The 18,435-nt window shown below is 68.9% G+C and carries 19 protein-coding genes; 6 read left to right on the top strand and 13 right to left on the bottom strand.

The window, feature by feature from the left end; genetic code table 11:
* Positions 1–6: 6 nt before the first annotated feature.
* From AC1DSC_RS05220 to AC1DSC_RS05205, 4 genes are all read right to left on the bottom strand, one after another.
* Entirely contained in the window at positions 7–474 is a 468-nt protein-coding gene (locus AC1DSC_RS05220; RefSeq protein WP_369663750.1) for a MaoC/PaaZ C-terminal domain-containing protein, read from the bottom strand.
* A gap of 19 nt (positions 475–493) precedes the next feature.
* Complete coding sequence (gene ubiA, locus AC1DSC_RS05215) at positions 494–1,354, bottom strand: 4-hydroxybenzoate octaprenyltransferase (protein ID WP_369663751.1); 861 nt, start codon at positions 1,352–1,354, stop codon at positions 494–496.
* Positions 1,355–1,412: 58 nt separating this feature from the next.
* Positions 1,413–1,979, bottom strand: a complete 567-nt coding sequence (locus AC1DSC_RS05210) for a Dps family protein (protein ID WP_015867804.1) — start codon at positions 1,977–1,979, stop codon at positions 1,413–1,415.
* Between the two features lie 141 nt (positions 1,980–2,120).
* A complete protein-coding gene (locus AC1DSC_RS05205; protein WP_015867805.1) occupies positions 2,121–3,086 on the bottom strand; it encodes a LysR substrate-binding domain-containing protein in 966 nt (321 codons plus the stop codon).
* A gap of 92 nt (positions 3,087–3,178) precedes the next feature.
* Between AC1DSC_RS05205 and AC1DSC_RS05200 the strand changes: the two genes are divergently transcribed.
* Complete coding sequence (locus tag AC1DSC_RS05200; protein ID WP_018905182.1) at positions 3,179–3,811, top strand: LysE family translocator; 633 nt, start codon at positions 3,179–3,181, stop codon at positions 3,809–3,811.
* 9 nt (positions 3,812–3,820) lie between these two features.
* On the opposite strand, the gene recG is transcribed toward AC1DSC_RS05200, so the two are convergent.
* The gene (recG, locus tag AC1DSC_RS05195) at positions 3,821–5,950 is read right to left on the bottom strand and encodes an ATP-dependent DNA helicase RecG (RefSeq protein WP_027730904.1); all 2,130 of its coding nucleotides are present in this window, start codon (positions 5,948–5,950) and stop codon (positions 3,821–3,823) included.
* An 82-nt stretch (positions 5,951–6,032) separates the two neighbouring features.
* Here recG and queA point away from each other — a divergent pair, with 82 nt between their 5' ends.
* From queA to tgt, 3 genes are read left to right on the top strand one after another with little or no spacing between them, the layout of a single operon-like run.
* Positions 6,033–7,079, top strand: a complete 1,047-nt coding sequence (gene queA, locus AC1DSC_RS05190; RefSeq protein WP_062364106.1) for a tRNA preQ1(34) S-adenosylmethionine ribosyltransferase-isomerase QueA — start codon at positions 6,033–6,035, stop codon at positions 7,077–7,079.
* Positions 7,076–8,329, top strand: a complete 1,254-nt coding sequence (locus AC1DSC_RS05185; RefSeq protein WP_369663752.1) for a PQQ-dependent sugar dehydrogenase — start codon at positions 7,076–7,078, stop codon at positions 8,327–8,329. Before queA ends, AC1DSC_RS05185 begins: the two co-directional genes overlap by 4 nt.
* A complete protein-coding gene (gene tgt, locus AC1DSC_RS05180) occupies positions 8,326–9,525 on the top strand; it encodes a tRNA guanosine(34) transglycosylase Tgt (protein ID WP_369663753.1) in 1,200 nt (399 codons plus the stop codon). The genes AC1DSC_RS05185 and tgt overlap by 4 nt, the downstream gene beginning before the upstream one ends.
* A gap of 9 nt (positions 9,526–9,534) precedes the next feature.
* Here the strand turns inward: tgt and AC1DSC_RS05175 are convergent, their stop codons facing one another.
* On the bottom strand, positions 9,535–9,903 hold the full coding sequence (locus AC1DSC_RS05175) for a hypothetical protein (protein ID WP_369663754.1): 369 nt from the start codon (positions 9,901–9,903) through the stop codon (positions 9,535–9,537).
* Positions 9,904–10,040: 137 nt separating this feature from the next.
* Between AC1DSC_RS05175 and AC1DSC_RS05170 the strand changes: the two genes are divergently transcribed.
* Positions 10,041–10,826, top strand: a complete 786-nt coding sequence (locus AC1DSC_RS05170) for an SDR family NAD(P)-dependent oxidoreductase (protein WP_278877104.1) — start codon at positions 10,041–10,043, stop codon at positions 10,824–10,826.
* Between the two features lie 133 nt (positions 10,827–10,959).
* Here AC1DSC_RS05170 and AC1DSC_RS05165 read toward each other — a convergent pair whose 3' ends face one another.
* From AC1DSC_RS05165 to AC1DSC_RS05135, 7 genes are all read right to left on the bottom strand, one after another.
* Positions 10,960–11,337, bottom strand: a complete 378-nt coding sequence (locus tag AC1DSC_RS05165; protein WP_015867813.1) for a DUF3597 domain-containing protein — start codon at positions 11,335–11,337, stop codon at positions 10,960–10,962.
* Between the two features lie 91 nt (positions 11,338–11,428).
* Positions 11,429–12,541 (bottom strand): serine endopeptidase, encoded by a 1,113-nt coding sequence (locus AC1DSC_RS05160; protein ID WP_369663755.1) that lies wholly within the window; start codon positions 12,539–12,541, stop codon positions 11,429–11,431.
* 30 nt (positions 12,542–12,571) lie between these two features.
* Positions 12,572–13,369 (bottom strand): DUF2145 domain-containing protein, encoded by a 798-nt coding sequence (locus AC1DSC_RS05155; RefSeq protein WP_369663756.1) that lies wholly within the window; start codon positions 13,367–13,369, stop codon positions 12,572–12,574.
* Positions 13,366–13,824, bottom strand: a complete 459-nt coding sequence (locus AC1DSC_RS05150; protein ID WP_155736567.1) for a hypothetical protein — start codon at positions 13,822–13,824, stop codon at positions 13,366–13,368. The genes AC1DSC_RS05155 and AC1DSC_RS05150 overlap by 4 nt, the downstream gene beginning before the upstream one ends.
* 41 nt (positions 13,825–13,865) lie before the next feature.
* A complete protein-coding gene (locus tag AC1DSC_RS05145; RefSeq protein WP_369663757.1) occupies positions 13,866–14,372 on the bottom strand; it encodes a YiaA/YiaB family inner membrane protein in 507 nt (168 codons plus the stop codon).
* A 125-nt stretch (positions 14,373–14,497) separates the two neighbouring features.
* Complete coding sequence (locus AC1DSC_RS05140) at positions 14,498–16,459, bottom strand: MFS transporter (protein ID WP_436288206.1); 1,962 nt, start codon at positions 16,457–16,459, stop codon at positions 14,498–14,500.
* A 153-nt stretch (positions 16,460–16,612) separates the two neighbouring features.
* The gene (locus tag AC1DSC_RS05135; protein ID WP_369663759.1) at positions 16,613–17,470 is read right to left on the bottom strand and encodes a hypothetical protein; all 858 of its coding nucleotides are present in this window, start codon (positions 17,468–17,470) and stop codon (positions 16,613–16,615) included.
* A gap of 138 nt (positions 17,471–17,608) precedes the next feature.
* Here AC1DSC_RS05135 and AC1DSC_RS05130 point away from each other — a divergent pair, with 138 nt between their 5' ends.
* Positions 17,609–18,343 carry a helix-turn-helix domain-containing protein gene (locus AC1DSC_RS05130; RefSeq protein WP_015867820.1) on the top strand — a complete coding sequence of 245 codons (735 nt, stop codon included), beginning with the start codon at positions 17,609–17,611 and terminating at the stop codon, positions 18,341–18,343.
* The last annotated feature ends 92 nt before the right edge of the window (positions 18,344–18,435 follow it).

Here is an 18,435-nt window from a genome sequence, read left to right as displayed (position 1 = left end):
GCCTCGTCAGGCCGCCAGTGCGCGCGGCCCGAGGAAGACCAGCCACTCGGCCGCCAGCGTGACGGTGCCGTCCTCGAGCTCCAGCAGCACCGCCTCCTTCAGCAGGAAGCTCTCTCCGGGCTTGGGCGTCGCCTCGAGAATGCGCACACGCGCCCGGAAGCGCGCGCCGACGGGCATCGGCCTGACGAAGCGCAAGCGGTCGAATCCATAGTTCAGCGCGTGGTTCGCATCGAAGGGCAGCAGCGTCCGCATGGCCTCGCCGGTCAGCCGGATCAGGTGCGACACCTGGAAGAAGCCCGGCACGATCGTTCCGCCGTAGTTCGCCTCGCGGACGGCGCGCTCCGGATCGAGGTGGATCCATTCGCCCTCGCCGTCGCCCGAGAGCGCCGCGTACCGGTCGACCATCTCCTGCGTGATGAGGTGCCATCCGGACAGGCCTTCCTGGCCGATCTTCTGCGTCAGGCGATCGAGCATGTGCGTCCTGTCTTTCTAGCTAGCGAAGGGCGTAGCCGGCCGCGATGCCGGCAAACACGGTGAAGCCGAGCCAGTGGTTCAGCCGGAAGGCCTTGAAGCAGCCGTCGCGCGTGCGCTCGCGGATCAGCCGCCAGTGCCAGGCGGCCTGTCCCGCGGCCACGGCGATCCCCGCGAAGAACGGGGCCCCCAGCGACCGGCTCGCGCCGGCCCAGGTCCAGACCGCCAGGAAGACCGCGTAGCTCAGCATCACCGCCGCCACGTCGAAGCGGCCGAAGGTGATGGCCGAGGTCTTCATGCCGATCTTGAGGTCGTCGTCGCGGTCGACCATCGCGTACTCGGTGTCGTAGGCCAGCACCCAGAACAGGTTGCCGGCCAGCAGCCAGGCGGCGAACACGGGCACGCTGGCTTGCACCGCCGCAAAAGCCATCGGGATGCCGAAGCTGAAGGCGATGCCGAGCACCGCCTGCGGGACCGACACGAAGCGCTTGGCGAAGGGATAGGCCAGCGTGATGGCCAGCGCCGCGAACGACCACAGGATGGTGAGCCGGTTGGTCGTGAGCACCAGCCCGAAAGCCAGGAGTGCCAGCACCGCGCCCAGCGCGAGCGCCTCCCTGACCGAGACCGCGCCGCTGGTCACCGGCCGCTGGGCGGTCCGCTTCACGTGGCGGTCGAAGTCGCGGTCGGCCACGTCGTTGACGCAGCAGCCTGCGCTGCGCATCAGGATGGTGCCCAGCACGAACACGGCCAGCAGGTGCCAGCCCGGCCAGCCTTCGGCCGCGAACCAGAGCGCGCCCAGCGTGGGCCACAGCAGCAGCAGCCAGCCGGCGGGGCGGTTCCAGCGGATCAGGTCGAGATAGAGCGCAAAACGGCGGGCAAGCATGCGGCGGGCAAAAAAAGAGCGGCCATTGTGCCGCTCCTGGGTTCGCGGGCTCGGAGGGTCAGTCCTCGAGCAGCGAACGCAGCATCCATGCGGTCTGGTCGTGCACGGTGCAGCGCGCGGTCAGCATGTCGGCCGTCGGGTCGTCGCCGGCTTCCTCGGCCACGGGGATGAATTCGCGTGCGATGCGCGACACGGTTTCGTGGCCCTTGACCAGGATGCGCACCATCTCCATCGCCTTGGGCGGGGTCTGGGGCACGTCGGGCACGGTGGCGATCTTGCTGAACTCGGCGTAGGAGCCCGGTGCGTAGTGGCCCAGCGCGCGGATGCGCTCGGCAATGATGTCGGTGGCGCCCCAGAGCTCTGTGTACTGGCCCATGAACATCGCATGCAGCGAGTTGAAGTGCGGCCCCGTCACGTTCCAGTGGAAGTTGTGGGTCGTGAGGTAGAGCGTGTAGGTGTCGGCCAGCACGCGGCTCAGGCCCTCGGCAATCGCGGCGCGGTCCTGGCGCTCGATGCCGATGTTGATGAGGGGCGCATTGCGGCTGCCCGATTCCTGCGCCACCACGGCGGCGCCCTTCTTGGGCACCTTGCCGGACGACGATGCTTTCTTCGATGCTTTGGCCATGGCTGGAAATTCTTTCTTCAGGTTTTGCGGAACACGCCGTTATTCTGAAAGCCGACCCGCGGCTTCGCAACAGCGCCACTCTATCCCGGCGATCAACGAATTCGAACGGCCGCCGCGTAGGCCAAATTCTCGTCTTTGCCTCTACGACAGCCGCTTGACGCCCGGCAGCTCGCAGGCATAGATCGCGTTGCGCAAGGCCGCGATTGCCTCGTAGCGCGTGAAGGTGCGGCGCCAGGCCAGCACCACGCGCCGCGTCGGCGGATCGCGGTCCTGCGCGTCGCGCACCGGCAGGTAGCGCACCATCTGCTCGGGCTCCTTGCGTCCCTTGACCTTGGGCTTGAGGGCTTCGGCCGGCACCGACAGGCGCGGCACCAGCGTCACGCCCATGCCCGATGCCACCATGTGCTTGATGGTCTCGAGCGACGAGCCCTCGAAGCTCTTGCGGATGCCCTCGGCGTTGCTCGAGAAGCGCGCGAACTCGGGGCAGACCTCGAGCACGTGGTCGCGAAAGCAGTGGCCGGTGCCCAGCAGCAGCATGGTCTCGTTCTGCAGCTCTTCCGAAGTGACCGATTCGCGGTCGGCGAACTTGTGCTTCGTGGGCAGCGCCGCCATGAAGGGCTCGTCGTACAGCGGCGCCATGGCCAGGCCGGTGTCGGGGAAGGGCTCGGCCATGATCGCGCAGTCGATCTCGCCGGCACGCAGCATCTCGAGCAGCTTGGCGGTGAAGTTCTCCTGCAGCACCAGCGGCATCTGCGGCGTGCGCGCAATCACCTGGCGCACCAGGTCGGGCAGCAGGTAGGGCCCGATGGTGTAGATCACGCCGAGGTTCAGCGGGCCGGCCAGCGGGTCTTTTCCGCGCTTGGCGATTTCCTTGATGCTGGCGGCCTGGTCGAGCACGCTCTGCGCCTGCTGCACGATCTGCTCGCCGAGCGGCGTGACGGTGACTTCGCCGGCACTGCGCTCGAAGAGCTTGACCTCGAGTTCGTCCTCGAGCTTCTTGATGGCCACCGAGAGGGTGGGTTGGGAGACGTAGCAGGCCTCGGCCGCCTTGCCGAAGTGCCGTTCGCGGGCCACTGCGACGATGTATTTGAGTTCGGTGAGAGTCATAGCTTGCTTCAATTATGCGCAAGCGTCCGTGACCGAGCGTTCTCTGGGGTCGGCCTGCGGATAATGGTGGCCCCATCGACACCGGTGCAGCCATGACCTTGTCCACCTATCTGCTGTTCCTGCCGGCCTGCTTCGCCATCAACATGGCTTTCGGCCCCAACAACCTGCTGTCGGTCACCAACGGCGCGCGCCACGGCGTTTCGCCGGCGGTCATCGCGGCCGGCGGGCGCCTCGCGGCCTTCGCCATCATGATCGCCATCGCGGGCCTGGGCATGGGCGCGGTGCTGGTCGCGTCGGAGCTGGCCTTCGACGTCATCAAGTACATCGGCGCCGCCTACCTTGTGTGGATCGGCGTCCGCCTGCTGCGCGCCCCGGCGCCGGCGGCCGAAGCGCAGGCAGCGGACGCGGCCGCGCCGCCCTCGATGCGCGCGCTGGTGCGCCAGGAGTTCACCGTGGCGGCGGGCAATCCCAAGGCGATCCTGGTGTTCACGGCCTTCTTTCCGCAGTTCGTGGTGCCGGGGGCCTATGCCACCAGCTACCTGCTGCTGGGCACCACCTTCCTGCTGCTCGAAGTGGTTGCGATCGCGCTCTACGCGATGCTCGGCGCCCGCATGCGCCGGCTCGCCAACGGCAGCCGCGCGATGCGCTGGTTCAACAAGGTGAGCGGCAGCATGATGGTCGGCTTCGGGCTGCTGCTGGCCTTCACGCGCCGCCCCGCCGCCTGAGCGAGGCCTTCAGGCCTTCAGGTACTCGGCCTTGGTGCCGAGCCAGCGGTCGATGTGGCGCTGGGCCAGGTCGGGGTGCTTGTCGAGCATCAGCGGCGCGAGTTCGCGCGCCCAGTCGAGCAGCATCGTGTCGGTGCTGAGGTCGGCAAAGCGCAGCAGCGGCGCGCCCGACTGGCGCGCACCCAGGAATTCGCCGGGGCCGCGGATCTCGAGGTCGCGCCGCGCGATCTCGAAACCATCGCTGGTTTCGGCCATGGCCTTGAGCCGGGCGCGGGCCGCTTCGCCGACACGGCCGCTGTCGCCCGGCGCGTAGAGCAGCACGCAGGCCGAGGCCGCGGCGCCGCGGCCCACGCGGCCGCGCAGCTGGTGCAGCTGCGAGAGCCCGAAGCGCTCGGCATGCTCGATCACCATCAGCGAGGCGTTCGGCACGTCCACGCCCACCTCGATCACCGTGGTGCTCACCAGCACCTGGATCTCGTTGGCCGTGAAGGCGGCCATCACCGCCTGCTTCTCGGCCGTGGGCATGCGCGAATGCAGCAGCCCGACGTTGACGGCCGCGCCGAGCGCATCGGCGAGCTCGTCGCGCGTCTCGGTGGCGTTGCGCAGGTCGACCGCTTCGCTCTCCTCGATCAGCGGGCAGACCCAGTAGACCTGCCGGCCCTGCGCGATCTGCGCCTGGATGCGGTCGATCACCTCCTCGCGCCGGTGGTCGGCCACCAGCTTGGTGACGATGGGCGTGCGGCCCGGCGGCAGCTCGTCGAGCGTGGAAACGTCCAGGTCGGCGTAGTAGCTCATCGCCAGCGTGCGCGGGATCGGGGTGGCGCTCATCATCAGCAGGTGCGGCTCGAGATGGCCCACGGCCTTGCCGCGCAGCGCGAGCCGCTGCGCCACGCCGAAGCGGTGCTGCTCGTCGATGATCGCCAATGCGAGGTTCTTGAAGCGCACCTTCTCCGAAATGACGGCATGGGTGCCGATGACCAGCGCCGCCTCGCCGCTCTCGACCGCGGCCGACATTGCGTCGCGCTCCTTCTTCTTCTGGCTGCCGGTGAGCCAGGCCACGCGCAGGCCGCGCTCGGCCAGCAGTGGATCGAGCCAGCCGACCAGCTTGCCGAAGTGCTGGGCCGCGAGGATCTCGGTCGGCGCCATCAGCGCGCACTGGAAGCCCGCATCGATGCAGCGCGCCGCCGCGAGCGCCGCCACCACGGTCTTGCCCGAGCCCACGTCACCCTGCAGCAGCCGGTGCATCGGGATCTCGCGGCCGAGGTCGCGCGTGATTTCCTCGCCCACGCGCTGCTGCGCGCCGGTCAGGCCGAAGGGCAGCACCGCGAGCAGTTGCGCATGCAGCGAGCTCGCCTGCGGCTCGGCCGAGGAAGGCAGCATCGGCGCCCGCTGCGCCGCGCGCTCCAGCCGCGCCTGCAATTGCGAGAGCTGCTGCGCGAGCAGCTCTTCCGCCTTGATGCGCTGCCATGCCGGATGGCTGTGGTCTTCCAGCGTGGCCATGGCCACATCGGGTGTCGGGTAGTGCAGGAAGGTCAGCGAACTGCGCAGGTCCCAGGCGCCGCGCCATCCGATCTGCACGGGGATCGTCTCGTCGAGCACCGCGCGAGCCAGGCCCGAGCGCACCTCGCGCCGGAGCACCGGCTGCGGCAGCCCGGCAATGGTCGAGTAGACCGGCGTCAGTGCCTGCGGCAATGCCGTGCCGGCCGCCTTGACGGTGGGATGCATCATCTGCCGCCCGACGAAGCCGCCGCGCATCTCGCCCCGCACGCGCACGCGCGCGCCGACGGCCAGCTGCTTCTGCTGCGAGGGGTAGAAATTGAAGAAGCGCAGCTGGCAGGTGTCGCTGCCGTCGTCGATGGTGGCGATCAGCTGCCGGCGCGGGCGGAACACCACCTCGCATTCGGTCACCACGCCCTCGACCTGCGCCATGTCGCCGTCGCGCGTGTCGGCCAGGCGCACGATGCGCGTCTCGTCTTCGTAGCGCATCGGCAGGTAGAGCGCGAAGTCGATGTCGCGCACCAGGCCGAGCTTGCGCAGCGCGCGCTGCACGGCGCTCAGCCCGGCCCCGGGCGCGGCCGGAGCGGCAGCGGGCGGGCTTGTGGTCTTTTCGGGCGGCACGGACTTCGCGGAAGCGGGCATGGGACAATTCTGCCCGGCTCCGGCCACGTCTCGCTCATCTTCCACGCCTCCTTGGCACGGGCCCGTCCGGCCCTCAAGCACCATGCGCGCCTTCACGCTTTCCGATTTCGATTTCGACTTGCCGCCCGAGCTGGTGGCACAACACCCGGCCTCCGAACGCACCGCCTCCCGTCTGCTCGACGGCACCGGCAGCACCCCGGCCGACCGCATCTTCAAGAGCCTGCCCTCGCTGCTGCGCGCGGGCGACCTGCTGGTCTTCAACGACACGCGCGTGGTCAAGGCGCGCCTGTTCGGCGAGAAGCCGACCGGCGGCAAGCTCGAACTGCTGGTCGAGCGCGTGCTGCAGGGGCAAGAAGTGGTGGCGCACATGAAGGTCAGCAAGAAGCCGCCCGTGGGCACGATGCTGCAGATGGTCGGCGGCTTTCGCGCCACGCTGCTGGGCCGCTGGCCGGAGGAAGACGGCGCGCTGTTCCGCTTCGCTTTCGAGAGCGATGCCGGCGAGGACCCGTACGCATTGATGGCCCGCTGCGGCCACGTGCCGCTGCCGCCCTACATCACGCACAGCGATTCGGCCGACGACGAGCGTCGCTACCAGACCGTGTTCGCGCGCGTGCCCGGCGCCGTGGCTGCGCCGACCGCCGCACTGCATTTCGACGAGGCGCTGCTGGCCGAACTCGAAGCGCGGGGCGTGCAGCGCGCCAGCGTCACGCTGCACGTGGGCGCCGGCACCTTCCAGCCGGTCAAGACCGAGAACATTGCAGAGCACACGATGCACGCCGAGCGCTACGAAGTGCCCGAGGCCACACAGCGCGCGATTGCCGAGTGCAAGGCGCGCGGCGGCCGCGTGGTCGCGGTCGGCACCACCACCGTGCGCACGCTCGAATCGTGGGCCAAGAGCGGCGAGGCCGCGGGCGACACGCGCATCTTCATCACGCCGGGCTTCGTGTTCGAGCATGTCGACCTGCTGGTCACCAACTTCCACTTGCCCAAGAGCACGCTGATGATGCTGGTCTCGGCCTTTGCGGGCTATGAACGCGTGATGGCGCTCTATGCCCACGCCATCGCGCAGCACTACCGCTTCTTCAGCTACGGCGACGCCATGCTGCTGGCGCGCGCTGCTCCCGCATGAAACCCCTCAACACCATCCGCTCCTCGCTGGCCGCGATCGCATTCGGATGCGCGCTGCTGCTGCCCGTGGCCGTCCAAGCACGCGGCTACACGCCGCAGGGTCTGTGCGGCGGCTATGCGCGGCTGGACATCGGCAGCCCCGCGGGCACCTGCGTCGCGCTGCTGGCCGACGAGGCCCAGGGCCTGCGTGCGCCCCGGCGCATCCTCGAGGTGGCGCCGGGCCGCTACTGGGTCGTCGACATGGGCTCGTGGGAGCCGCGCCGCGGCCGCCTGCTCGAGATGGTGCTGCCCACCGAGGGCCCGGCGCCGCGGCGCGCGCGCTTCAGCGTGCTGGCCGAGCAGCTCGACCGGCCGCTCGGCCTTGCCGCCGGACCCGACGGCAGGATCTACATCGGCGAGTCGGGCATGATCTGGCGCACACCCATCCCTTCTTCGCCCGGCGGCGCGCTGCAGCGCGAAACGGTGATCGACGGCTTGCCGGGCGACGGCACGCATCCGCTCAAGGAACTGGCCTTCGGCCCGGACGGACGGCTCTACGTCAACGTCGGCTCCGACTCCGATGCCTGCCGCGATGCCTCGTCGAAGCAATACCCGCTGCCCTGCCCCGACCTGGCCGGACCGAAGCCGCGCGCCGCGGTGTACGAGGCCGTGCTCGCCGGGCCGGACCACAAGCTGCAGAGCTTCAAGCCCTTTGCCACCGGCCTGCGCAACTCGGTCGCCTTGACCGTGCTGCCGGACGGCCCCGCCAAGGGCACCGTGCTGCAGGGCGAGAACTCCATCGACTACGAAGACGTGGGCCAGCCGCCCGAAGAGCTGAACCGGCTGCAGGCCGGGCGCGACTACGGCTGGCCCTATTGCGTGGGCAACCGCCAGCCCGCGCGCGGCTACGAGAACCGGCAGGGCTGCAAGGCCACCGAGGCGCCGCTGATGCTCTGGCCCGCGCACGCCGCGCCGCTGCAGATGATCACCGGGCCCGCGGGCAGCCGCTTCGCGGGCCAGCTGCTGGTTGCCTGGCGCGGCCACCAGCCGCCCGGCCACCGCGTGGTGGGCTACAAGCTCGATGCGCGCGGCCTGCCGTCGGGCAAGCCGATCGAATGGCTCGCCGGCTGGAGCCCCAAGGCGGGCGTGCGGCCCATGGGCCGGCCCACCGGCATCACCGTCGACCGGCAGGGCCGCCTGCTCGCCGTCGAAGACTTCAACCGTACCATCCTGATGCTGCTGCCGGACACCGGCGCCGCCCCCCAGAAATGACCGACACCACGTCCTCCCTGCCGCGCCTGAAGTTCGAACTTCTCAAGACCGATCCCGCGAGCCACGCGCGCCGCGGCACGCTCACGCTCAACCATGGCGTGGTGCAGACGCCGATCTTCATGCCCGTGGGCACCTACGGCACCGTCAAGGGCGTGATGCCGCGCAGCCTCGAGGAAATGGGCGCGCAGATCATCCTGGGCAACACCTTCCACCTGTGGATGCGCCCCGGCCTCGACGTGATGGCCAGCTTCGGCGGGCTGCATTCGTTCGAGAAATGGAACAAGCCCATCCTCACCGACTCGGGCGGCTTCCAGGTCTGGTCGCTGGGCGCGATGCGCAAGATCAGCGAGGAAGGCGTGAAGTTCGCCTCGCCCGTCAACGGCGACAAGCTGTTCCTCACGCCCGAGGTCTCGATGCAGATCCAGACTATCCTCAACAGCGACATCGTGATGCAGTTCGACGAGTGCACGCCCTACGACACCAAGGGCCACATCACGACCGAGGCCGAGGCGCGCATCTCGATGGAGCTGAGCCTGCGCTGGGCCAAGCGCTGCCAGCACGAGTTCGCGCGGCTCCAGAATCCGAACGCGCTGTTCGGCATCGTGCAGGGCGGCATGTTCGAGAACCTGCGCGAGGAATCGCTCGCGGCGCTGGTGGAGATGGACTTTCCGGGCTACGCCATCGGCGGCGTGAGCGTGGGCGAGCCCAAGGAAGAGATGCTGCACATCATGGGCCACACGCCGCACCGGCTGCCCGCGAACAAGCCGCGCTACCTGATGGGCGTGGGCACGCCCGAAGACCTGGTGCAGGGCGTGGCCGACGGCGTCGACATGTTCGACTGCGTGATGCCGACCCGCAATGCGCGCAACGGCACGCTGTTCACGCGCTTCGGCGACTTGAAGATGCGCAATGCGCGCCACAAGAGCGATCCGCAGCCCATCGACCCGAGCTGCACCTGCCATGCCTGCGCGGGCACCTCGGGCGTGAGCTGGAACGACGGCGGGCGCGAGGGCTTCAGCCGTGCCTACCTGCACCACCTCGACCGCTGCGCCGAGATGCTCGGGCCGATGCTCGCCACCATCCACAACCTGCACTACTACCTGAACCTGATGCGCGAGATCCGCGAATCGCTCGAGGCGGGCACCTTCGCGGAATTCCGCGCGCGCTTCAAGTCGGAGCGCGCGCGCGGCATCTGAGGCGCAGGGCTACTTCGGCGGCTGTATGGCGAGCGGCGTGGCGTAGGGCTCGATGCGCAGCAGCTCGTTCCTGAACACCACGATCTGCCTGAGCGGCGCCTGCACCAGCGTGCCGCCCGCGTCCTTGTGCGAGGCGTACTGCCACAGCGTGAGCTGGCCCTTGGCCGCGAGCTGAGCGGCCAGCCGCTCCACGGCCGGGCTGGAGCCCGGGCCCAGCTGCGCCGCATCGGCGCCCACGATCACCTCGTCGCGCGGCGAGACCACCTTGAAGAGCTGCATGGAGGCCGCCGCCTGGGCGCGCACCGGGCGCACCGCCAGCGCGGCGGGAAGAAGCGCGAACCCAAGAAGGGTGCGGCGGGGAAGCGTGTTCGTCGTCATGGAGAAGAAGCGTAGCCACGCACGGCCGCGCCGGCCATTCGCCGTAAGCCATACGCCGGCCGGCGGCCCCTCGCGCGGCAGGGGCACGCCCATCCGGTACGCTTGCCGCCCGTGTCCATCGCCGTTGCTGCACTCACATGACCACCGACGCCTCACCACTTTCGTCCTACACCGCCCGCTATCCCTCGCTGGCCGGCCGCACCGTCTTCATCTCCGGCGGTGCGAGCGGCATCGGCGAGGCGCTGGTGCGGGCCTTCCATGCGCAGGGCGCGAAGGTCGGCTTCTGCGATCTCGACACGGCCGCCGGTACCGCGCTCGCGGCGCAGCTGCAGGGCGACACGCCCGCGCTGTTCCGCGAATGCGACGTGACCGACACGGCGGCGCTCGCGGCCACCATTGCCGCGGTGCGCGCGCAATTCGGCCCGATCGGCGTGCTGCTCAACAATGCCGCCAACGACCGGCGCCACGAGATGGCCGAGGTCACCAGCGAAGACTTCGACCGCCTCGTGGCCGTCAACTTCAAGCACCAGTTCTTTGCCGCGCAGGCCGTCGCCGACGACATGCGCGCGCTGGGCGGCGGCTCGATCATCAACTTCGGCTCGATCAGCTGGATGATCAAGGGCCGCGGCTACCCGGTCTACCAGGCCTGCAAGGCGGCCGCGCGCGGCCTCACGCGCTCGCTGGCGCGCGACCTGGGCAAAGAGAACATCCGCGTCAATTCGATCGTGCCGGGCTGGGTGATGACCGAGCGGCAGATCAAGCTGTGGGTCAAGCCCGAATCGGCCGCGGAGATCGATGCGGCGCAATGCCTGCCGGGGCGCGTGATGGCGGAAGACATCGCCGCGATGGCGCTGTTCCTGGCGGCCGACGATTCGAAGATGTGCACCGCGCAGGACTACGTGGTGGATGCCGGCTGGACATAAATAGGCTCGCCCCCAGTCTTCGCGCACTTCGTGTCGCTACGCCTTCCCCCTACCGGGGGCAACACCAGCGGCCCGGCAAAGCCGGTTCCGCGGTGTTCCTGGAAATTCCTTTTTCGGCAGAAGCCGCCTTTATTTAGTCGCGCAGTTCGGCTGGCAGCGTGCCGCCATTGGCGGCGATGCGAGTCATCACCTGCTTGTGCAGGCCGATGTTCCATTCGGCCGAACCCGGTTCGCCGTTGCTGTAGAGAATTTCGCTGGCCAGTTCCTTGCGCGCGGCGAGGCTGCTGTCCAGGCCCAGCAACTTGAGCAGGTCGACGATCGAGGTGCGCCAGTTCAGGCCGGCGGCACCAGGCATCGCGTCCAGGACGGCGGGCACGTCGCCCAGTGGGATCGCAGGCGGCGGTGCAACAGCGGCCGGCGCGCCGGGTGCAGCCGCCGGCGGTGCGGCGACGACTTCAGCGGCGTTGGCCGACGGAAAAATCTTGGAAAAAATCTTGCCGAAAATGCTCATGGGTGTGCTCCGTCAATGTGAATGGGAAAACCCGCGGCACGGCGTTGCGTGACGCAGCCCGGGGTTGTAGCACGACCGTGCGGCGCTTTCGCTACGTGGCCGGCTGAACCGGTGCGCCCGGCGTGACCGATTGCGCAGTGCCGGTCACAGGTGTGTGCGGCGCCTGCGTTGCGGCCGCGGAGGTGCCGCAGGCATGGCAGAACTTCGAGAACGCGCTCTTGCGCGTTTCGCACTGGCCGCAGTGGTCGAACAGGCCGATGCCGCAGTGCGGGCAGAAGTCGATCTCGCCGTTCTTCAGGTCCACCGGGCGCTCGCAGCCGGGGCACACGCCCTTGCCGAGCCGCGCAAGCGCGACGTCGTAGCTGAGCTCCTCGCGCCGCACCTGGTCGGGCTGCTGCTCGGCGAGCTTCTGGCGCGCGAGGTAGGCGTTGAGCGCCACGATCGCATAGCGCCCCACGAGCACCGTGACCAGAATGCCCACCACGTAGCGCACATAGCCGCCGTAGCTCGGCAGGTACGGCACCAGCTCGACGAAGAAGGCGAACAGCGCAAAGAAGATGAAGCCCCAGACAAAGGGCCAGTAGGTGCTCTTGCGCTTCTTTGCGAACAGCCAGCCCGCCACGACCAGCAGCGGCAGCGTGAGCGCCAAGCGGTAGGCGAACACGCGCAGTTCGACACGGCGGTACTCGGCGCCGAGCTTTTCCCGCGCATCGCGCTCCAGCAGCGACAGCGCCTCCCGGGCGCGCTGCTCGGCCTGGCGCGCGTCGAGCACGACCTGCTGCTGCGCATTCACCAGGCGCTGGACCTCGTCTTCCTTCTGCTTGAAGGCATCGAGCTGCTTGGTGCGTGCGATCAGCTCCGTGTCCTGGTCGGGCTGCGCGGTGGCGCGCCGAGTGGCGATCCAGTTGCCGAAGGTCTCGCGCGCGTTGGCGCTGGCCTGCCGCGCGGCGCTCTGCTGCAGGCGGACCTGCTCCAGCTGCCGCGTCGCCTGCAGCTCGGCGGCCTCCGATGCCTTGATCGTGCTGCGCAGCGGCTCGGCCGCGGGGCGGTCGATGAAGTCGTCGAGCTCGAGCGCCCGCTCGACCCGCGGCAGGTCGTCCACGACGGCGCCGCCGAGCCCGATCAGGAAGCTCGCGAACGCCAGCGCCACGAGCCAGAGCCCGCGGCGAAACCATTTTTCGGACAGACGCAGTGACTTGCTCATTTCATTCTTTCGGTAGGAGAGAGAGATTTCTTATGGCAGCTTGAACGCCACCGGCGCCGCGCCGAGCCCCGCGCGCGGCATCCATGCGAACACCGAGTCGACCGTCACTGTCTCGATGCGGTCCGAGAACCGCTTCTCGTTCGGATGGTCGTCGAAGGCCACGTTGGCCGAGCCCACGCGGCCGCCCAGCCGCGTGAGCGGGCCGAGCCTGAGCATGGTCGGCTCGTAGCCCTTGAACTGCATCCATGCCTGCGCCTGCGCGCGGCTGTTGATGGTGGCGGGCTCCATCGCCGCGGCCAGCGTCTCGATGGCCCACTGGTTCGACTGCTGGTACTTCTGCCCCCAGGCGTAGCTCACGATGCTGTAGGGCGCGATGTTCAGCCGCACGATGCGCGCAGGCGGCTCGCGGAGCGCGGCCAGCAGCTGCGCCTGCACGGCGGGCGTGGGCACGACCCAGGCGGCTTCGTAGCGCCACAGGTCGTCGAGGAAGAACTCGCCAAGCCCCTGCCGGTAGACCGCGGCCACGGCGCTGCCGCACTGGTTGAGCTTGTGCACCACGCGCCATGGACCCTCGTCGGTCTTGTAGGCGATGCCCAGGTGCGAATAGCGCAGGCCGTACTTGCCCAGGTCCTGCCCGGCGCGCGCCAGCAGCACCGCGCGCGCGCCGCTGGCATCGAGCTGCTGCGAGCTGCGCTCGGCCATCTGCATGCCCTTGACGATCAGTTCGGCGGTCGGCCTGGCCTGCTCGCAGGAGCGGCCGGCCTGCGCCTGCAGCGGCAGCGCCACAGCGAGCGCGAGCAGGAGCGCAGGAAAGACCGCGCGCTTCACGACAGCCTCTCGTTGTGCAGCAGCGCGCGGCCGATGGCATTGGGCACGAAGGCCAGCACCTCGCCCGCGGCCGACAGCACGACGCCGCTGCCGATCACGCTGACCAGGACGCCCGTGCCCACCGCCGCCGACACGCCGTTGGCCGCGCGTCCCATTACCTTGACGCTGGCACGCGCGCCGTCCGAGGCACGCTCCAGCAGGTAGACGGTGCCATCGGCCGAGGCCTCGACCGCCACCACCGTGAGCATCGAGCCGCCCACCGAGAGTGCGGCGGGCAGCGCGACCACGGCCGTGGCGGAGGCACCCACCGCGGAGGCAGCGCCCACGACCGAGGCCACCGGCAGCAGCGAGAGCGCGGCCGAAGCCTCGCTCTGCGCCTGGGCATGGAAGGGCAGCGCGGCGCCCGCGAAAGCGGTGCAGGCGGCAACCAGAAGCGCAGCAACGGATTTTTTCATGGCGGTCTTTCGTGGATGGATGATGAAGAAGAAGGCGGCGCTCATTCGGCCGAGCCGGCGGCAGCGGCTTCCTGGCGGGCGGCGCGGCGGCCCTGCAGGCGCGCCTCGATCAGGTCGGCTTCGTGGCGGTCGCGCAGCGTCTTGGCCAGCGTGAAGGCCGAGCTGATGAGGAACAGCCAGCTCACACCGAGGAAGGCCTTGTAGGCGTCGTTGATCTCCATGCGGACCAGGCCCCAGCCGGTCAGGCTCATCGCGGTGAAGAAGCTGCCCCAGACCACCAGGCGCCACATCGGCACGTCGCGGCTCGCTGCCGTGCCGCCGGCGCCTGCCTGCTGGCTGTCGCGCACGAACTTGGCCAGCATGAAGGCGGTGCTCAGGCAGAACACATAGCCCATCACCATGAACGCGCGGTCCAGCGCCCCGCCCGGCAGCCAGCTCAGGCCGGTGGCGCACAGGAACACGGCGGCCGCGAACGAAGCCCAGACCTGGAACTGCCAGGCCCGCGTGTCGCGCTGGATCGAAACGGTGGTGGAAGGGAAGGTTTGCATGCGTGCCTCGCGGCGTAGTGAAGGTGAGCGAATGATGGTTCGCTCCCGCACCGCGGGGCTCGAATGCTTCGACCAGTTCCGGTTTGAGCCGCTACTGGTATCTCGAAAAGATACTTCTCGGCGCCTCAGGCGGCCAGCAAACCGCTCACGCGCTGCTGCAGCGCCTCGGGCCGCACCTCGACCGGCGGCACGGCATGGCCGACGTTGAGCCCCACGCGGCTGAAGAAGCCGCGGCGGAAGGGCTTGGCCATGGCCACGTTCTCGCCGCCGCGCAGCTCGATGCGGCTGAAGTACGAGCCCCAGAGGTTGGTCAGCGCCATCGGGATCACCGGCGGCTCGATGCCTTCGGCGCGCGCGCTTTCGATGATCTTCATCACGCCGCCCTTGAAGGGCTGCAGCTGGCCGTCGCGCGTGATCGCGCCCTCGGGAAAGATGGCCAGCAGGTCGCCTTCGCGCAGCACGCCCAGCGCCCTGGCAAAGGCCGCTTCGTAGGCCGCCGGGTCTTCCTTCTGCGGCGCGATCGGAATCGCCTTGGCCAGCTTGAACAGCCAGCCGAGCACCGGCACCTTGAAGATCCGGTGGTCCATGATGAAGCGGATCGGGCGCGGGCTCGCGGCCATCAGCAAGATGGCGTCGATGAAGCTCACGTGGTTGCACACCAGCACCGCGGCGCCTTCGGTGGGAATGTGCTCGTCGCCCTTGATCTCGAAGCGGTAGACGAAGTGCGACAGCATCCACGCGATGAAGCGCAGCAAATACTCGGGCACCAGCATGAAGATGTAGAACGCCACCAGCGCGTTGGCAATGCCCGTGAACAGGAAGATCTGCGGAATCGTGAAGCCGGCGCCGAGCAAGGCACCCGCGATGACCGAGCTGCCGATCATGAACAGCGCATTGAGGATGTTGTTGGCCGCGATGATGCGTGCGCGGTGCGTGGGCTGGCTGCGCAGCTGGATCAGCGCGTACATCGGCACGCTGTAGAGCCCCGCGAAGAGCGACAGCAGCGCCAGGTCGGCCATCACGCGCCAGTGCGCGGCCTGGCCCATGAAGGCGCCCAGCCCCATGCCGGCGGACGGCGGCAGCGCGCGCGACGCAAAGTACAGGTCGATGGCGAACACGCTCATGCCGATCGCGCCCAGCGGCACCAGGCCGATCTCCACCTGCCGCCGGCTCAGCGTCTCGCACAGCAGCGAGCCCGCGCCGATGCCCACCGAGAACACCACCAGCAGCAGCGAGGCCACCTGCTCGTCGCCGTGCAGCACTTCCTTCGCGAAGCTGGGGAACTGGCTCAGGAACACCGCGCCGAAGAACCACATCCACGAGATGCCCAGGAGCGAGCGGAACACCACGATGTTGCCGTGCGCGAGCTTGAGGTTGCGCCAGGTCTCGCTGAACGGGTTCCAGTTGATCACCAGGCCCGGGTCGGTGGCGGGCGCCCGCGGAATGGCCTGCGCCACACCGCGCCCCACCAGCGCCAGCAGCACGCAGGCCACTGCCACCGTGGTGTGGCCGACCTGCGGCAGCGCCACCAGCAGCCCGCCCGCCACCTGCCCGAGCAGGATGGCGACGAAGGTGCCCATCTCGACCATGCCGTTGCCGCCCGTGAGCTCGCGCGCGTCGAGCACCTGCGGCAGGTAGGCGAACTTGACCGGCCCGAACAGCGTGGAATGCAGGCCCATGAGGAACACGCAGCCCAGCAGCACCACCGCATCGGCGCGCACGAAGCCCCAGGCCGCGAGCAGCATGATCGCGATCTCGAGGTTCTTGACGAAGCGGATCATCTTCGTCTTGTCGAACTTGTCGGTGAGCTGCCCCGCCGTGGCCGAGAACAGCAGGAACGGCAGTATGAACAGCGCGCCGATGGCCAGGCCCGCCATGGCCGGCGGCATCCAGCTCAGCTGGAGCTGGTAGGTCACCATCACGGTGAAGGCGAACTTGAAGAGGTTGTCGTTCGCCGCGCCCGCGAACTGGGTCCAGAAGAATGGCGCGAAGCGCCGCTGCCTGAGAAGCGCGAACTGGTTGGCGTGGGCGTTCGCCTCGGGGGGCGCGGTGGCGGCAGTGGCAGCAGCAGCGGCGGGGGTTGTCATTCGGAACATCTCCTCTTGTTATCTACACACTGTCCCCGCTTCTTCGTGGAACACCGCGGAACCGGCTCTGCCGGGCCGCAGGTGTTGCCCCCGGTAGGGGGTTGGCGCAGCGACACGAAGTGCGCGAAGACTGGGGGCGAGCCTAGGTCATCCTCATGCCGTCATTGCGGCTGCGTCGGGATTGTGCCGCAGCAGGGTCGCGCGCCAGTTCATGTCGAGCTTGCGCAGCGCCGCCAGCACCGGCAGGCCCGCCAGCGATGCGGTCAGGTGCTTGAGGGTGTGGCCCGAAACCACCTGCTGCGTCGCCTCGTAGATCGCGTGGTCCGCCAGTTCGAAGACCTTGGCCAGCGCATAGAAGCAGATCACCCAGCCCAGCTTGAGCCCGACCGCGCCGCGCATCGGCGTGGCCAGCGCGAGCGTGAGCACCAGCGCCATGCCGCCGAACTGCACGATCGCCCAGGGCAGCACGTTGCCGCTTTCCTGGAACACCTCGGCCGACAGCAGCCCGGCCATCAGCACCAACCAGGCGGCCGGCCAGCCAGCGCGCTGGCTCACGCGCTCGCAGACCGCGATGCCGATCAGCCCCGCAAAAGCCACCGCCATGCCGGCGCGGTCGGCCGCGAGCCGGGCGCCGTCGGGCATCAGGTGGAAGAAGGCCGATCCCGCGGCCGTGGCAACCAGCCCCGCGAAGAAAAGCCAGGCGCAGTCGAGCGTGTTGTCCGGCGGGTCGTTGGCCGGCGGTGCCAGCGGGAACTGCGCCAGCGCCTCCTGGTGGGCCCGGTCGATCCGGTTGAGCCGGTACAGGCCCCAGAAGCCGATCAGCAGGAAGGGCAGGTTGCTCAGCACGTCCATCGCGTTGGGCAGGCCATGCCAGCTGCGGTCGTCGGCAAACACCGAGGCGATGGCCACCTCGGCCGCCGGCAGCGCGGGTCCGAACAGGGCCACCAGCGCGAGCAGCGCGAAGGTGAAGAGCAGTCCGCGTTCGCGGCGGCTGAGGGTGGGCAAAGGCATGGCGGTCCTCGGTGGTGGATGGCAGGAGCCGCGGAATTTAGTTGCCAGTCGCTCCACAGGCATCGAGAATCGATACGAGGCACTAATTCACACCTTTCGGTATCTTTTTCTAATACCTTCTTCCGCAACGCCACCCTCATGAGCACCACCGTCGACCTCGTCCAAGCCCTCAAGAACGAACTCAAGAGCGCCCGCATGACCTACGCCGACCTGGCGCGCTCGCTCGACATGGCCGAATCCAGCGTGAAGCGCATGCTGGCCAAGAGCGACATGCCGCTGTCGCGGGTCGACGCGATCTGCCGCGCGCTCAAGATCGACTTCGCCGAACTGGCGCGCCGCGTGGCCGACGCCCAGCCGCTCCTGAAGGAGCTCACGCACGAGCAGGAAAAGGCGGTGGTCAAGGACAAGAAGCTGCTGCTGGTGGCCATCAGCGTGCTGAGCCAGTGGACGCTGGAGCAGATCGTGGCGGCCTACCGGATCAGCGAGGCCGAGTGCATCGGCTGCCTGGCGCAACTGGACCGCATCGGCATCATCGAGCTGCGCCCGCTGAACCGCTACCGGCTGAAGCTGGCCAAGACCTTCCGCTGGCGGCCGCACGGCCCGGTGATGGAGTTCTTCCGCGAGAACGTGGTGCTCGACTACTACGCGGGCGGCTTCGACGGCCCGGCCGAGGGGCTGCTGCTGGTGCACGGGCAGATCAGCCGCTCGCTCGCGCCCGCGTTCCTCGAACGCCTGCAGCGCGTGGCGCAGGACTTTGCGCAGCAGCACCAGACCGACCAGAAGCTGGCCGCGAAGGACCGCGAGGGCTACACCTTGCTGCTGGGCATGCGCAACTGGGAGTTCGAGGCGTTTACCAGGCTGCGCCGCGCCTGATTGGCTCTCCCCCAGGCTTCGCGCACTTCGTGTCGCTTCTCCACCCCCCTCGCAGGGGGCAACACCAGCGGCCCGGCAAAGCCGGTTCCGCG

Source organism: Variovorax sp. 01N425 (assembly GCF_056399465.1).
This window is presented reverse-complemented; position numbering and strand designations above follow the sequence as displayed.

Coding starts and splice junctions, on each gene's coding strand:
- AC1DSC_RS05220 (WP_369663750.1), bottom strand. CDS start 474: ATGCTCGATCGCCTGACGCAGAAGATCGGCCAGGAAGGCCTGTCCGGA.
- ubiA (WP_369663751.1), bottom strand. CDS start 1,354: ATGCTTGCCCGCCGTTTTGCGCTCTATCTCGACCTGATCCGCTGGAAC.
- AC1DSC_RS05210 (WP_015867804.1), bottom strand. CDS start 1,979: ATGGCCAAAGCATCGAAGAAAGCATCGTCGTCCGGCAAGGTGCCCAAG.
- AC1DSC_RS05205 (WP_015867805.1), bottom strand. CDS start 3,086: ATGACTCTCACCGAACTCAAATACATCGTCGCAGTGGCCCGCGAACGG.
- AC1DSC_RS05200 (WP_018905182.1), top strand. CDS start 3,179: ATGACCTTGTCCACCTATCTGCTGTTCCTGCCGGCCTGCTTCGCCATC.
- recG (WP_027730904.1), bottom strand. CDS start 5,950: ATGCCCGCTTCCGCGAAGTCCGTGCCGCCCGAAAAGACCACAAGCCCG.
- queA (WP_062364106.1), top strand. CDS start 6,033: ATGCGCGCCTTCACGCTTTCCGATTTCGATTTCGACTTGCCGCCCGAG.
- AC1DSC_RS05185 (WP_369663752.1), top strand. CDS start 7,076: ATGAAACCCCTCAACACCATCCGCTCCTCGCTGGCCGCGATCGCATTC.
- tgt (WP_369663753.1), top strand. CDS start 8,326: ATGACCGACACCACGTCCTCCCTGCCGCGCCTGAAGTTCGAACTTCTC.
- AC1DSC_RS05175 (WP_369663754.1), bottom strand. CDS start 9,903: ATGACGACGAACACGCTTCCCCGCCGCACCCTTCTTGGGTTCGCGCTT.
- AC1DSC_RS05170 (WP_278877104.1), top strand. CDS start 10,041: ATGACCACCGACGCCTCACCACTTTCGTCCTACACCGCCCGCTATCCC.
- AC1DSC_RS05165 (WP_015867813.1), bottom strand. CDS start 11,337: ATGAGCATTTTCGGCAAGATTTTTTCCAAGATTTTTCCGTCGGCCAAC.
- AC1DSC_RS05160 (WP_369663755.1), bottom strand. CDS start 12,541: ATGAGCAAGTCACTGCGTCTGTCCGAAAAATGGTTTCGCCGCGGGCTC.
- AC1DSC_RS05150 (WP_155736567.1), bottom strand. CDS start 13,824: ATGAAAAAATCCGTTGCTGCGCTTCTGGTTGCCGCCTGCACCGCTTTC.
- AC1DSC_RS05145 (WP_369663757.1), bottom strand. CDS start 14,372: ATGCAAACCTTCCCTTCCACCACCGTTTCGATCCAGCGCGACACGCGG.
- AC1DSC_RS05140 (WP_436288206.1), bottom strand. CDS start 16,459: ATGACAACCCCCGCCGCTGCTGCTGCCACTGCCGCCACCGCGCCCCCC.
- AC1DSC_RS05135 (WP_369663759.1), bottom strand. CDS start 17,470: ATGCCTTTGCCCACCCTCAGCCGCCGCGAACGCGGACTGCTCTTCACC.
- AC1DSC_RS05130 (WP_015867820.1), top strand. CDS start 17,609: ATGAGCACCACCGTCGACCTCGTCCAAGCCCTCAAGAACGAACTCAAG.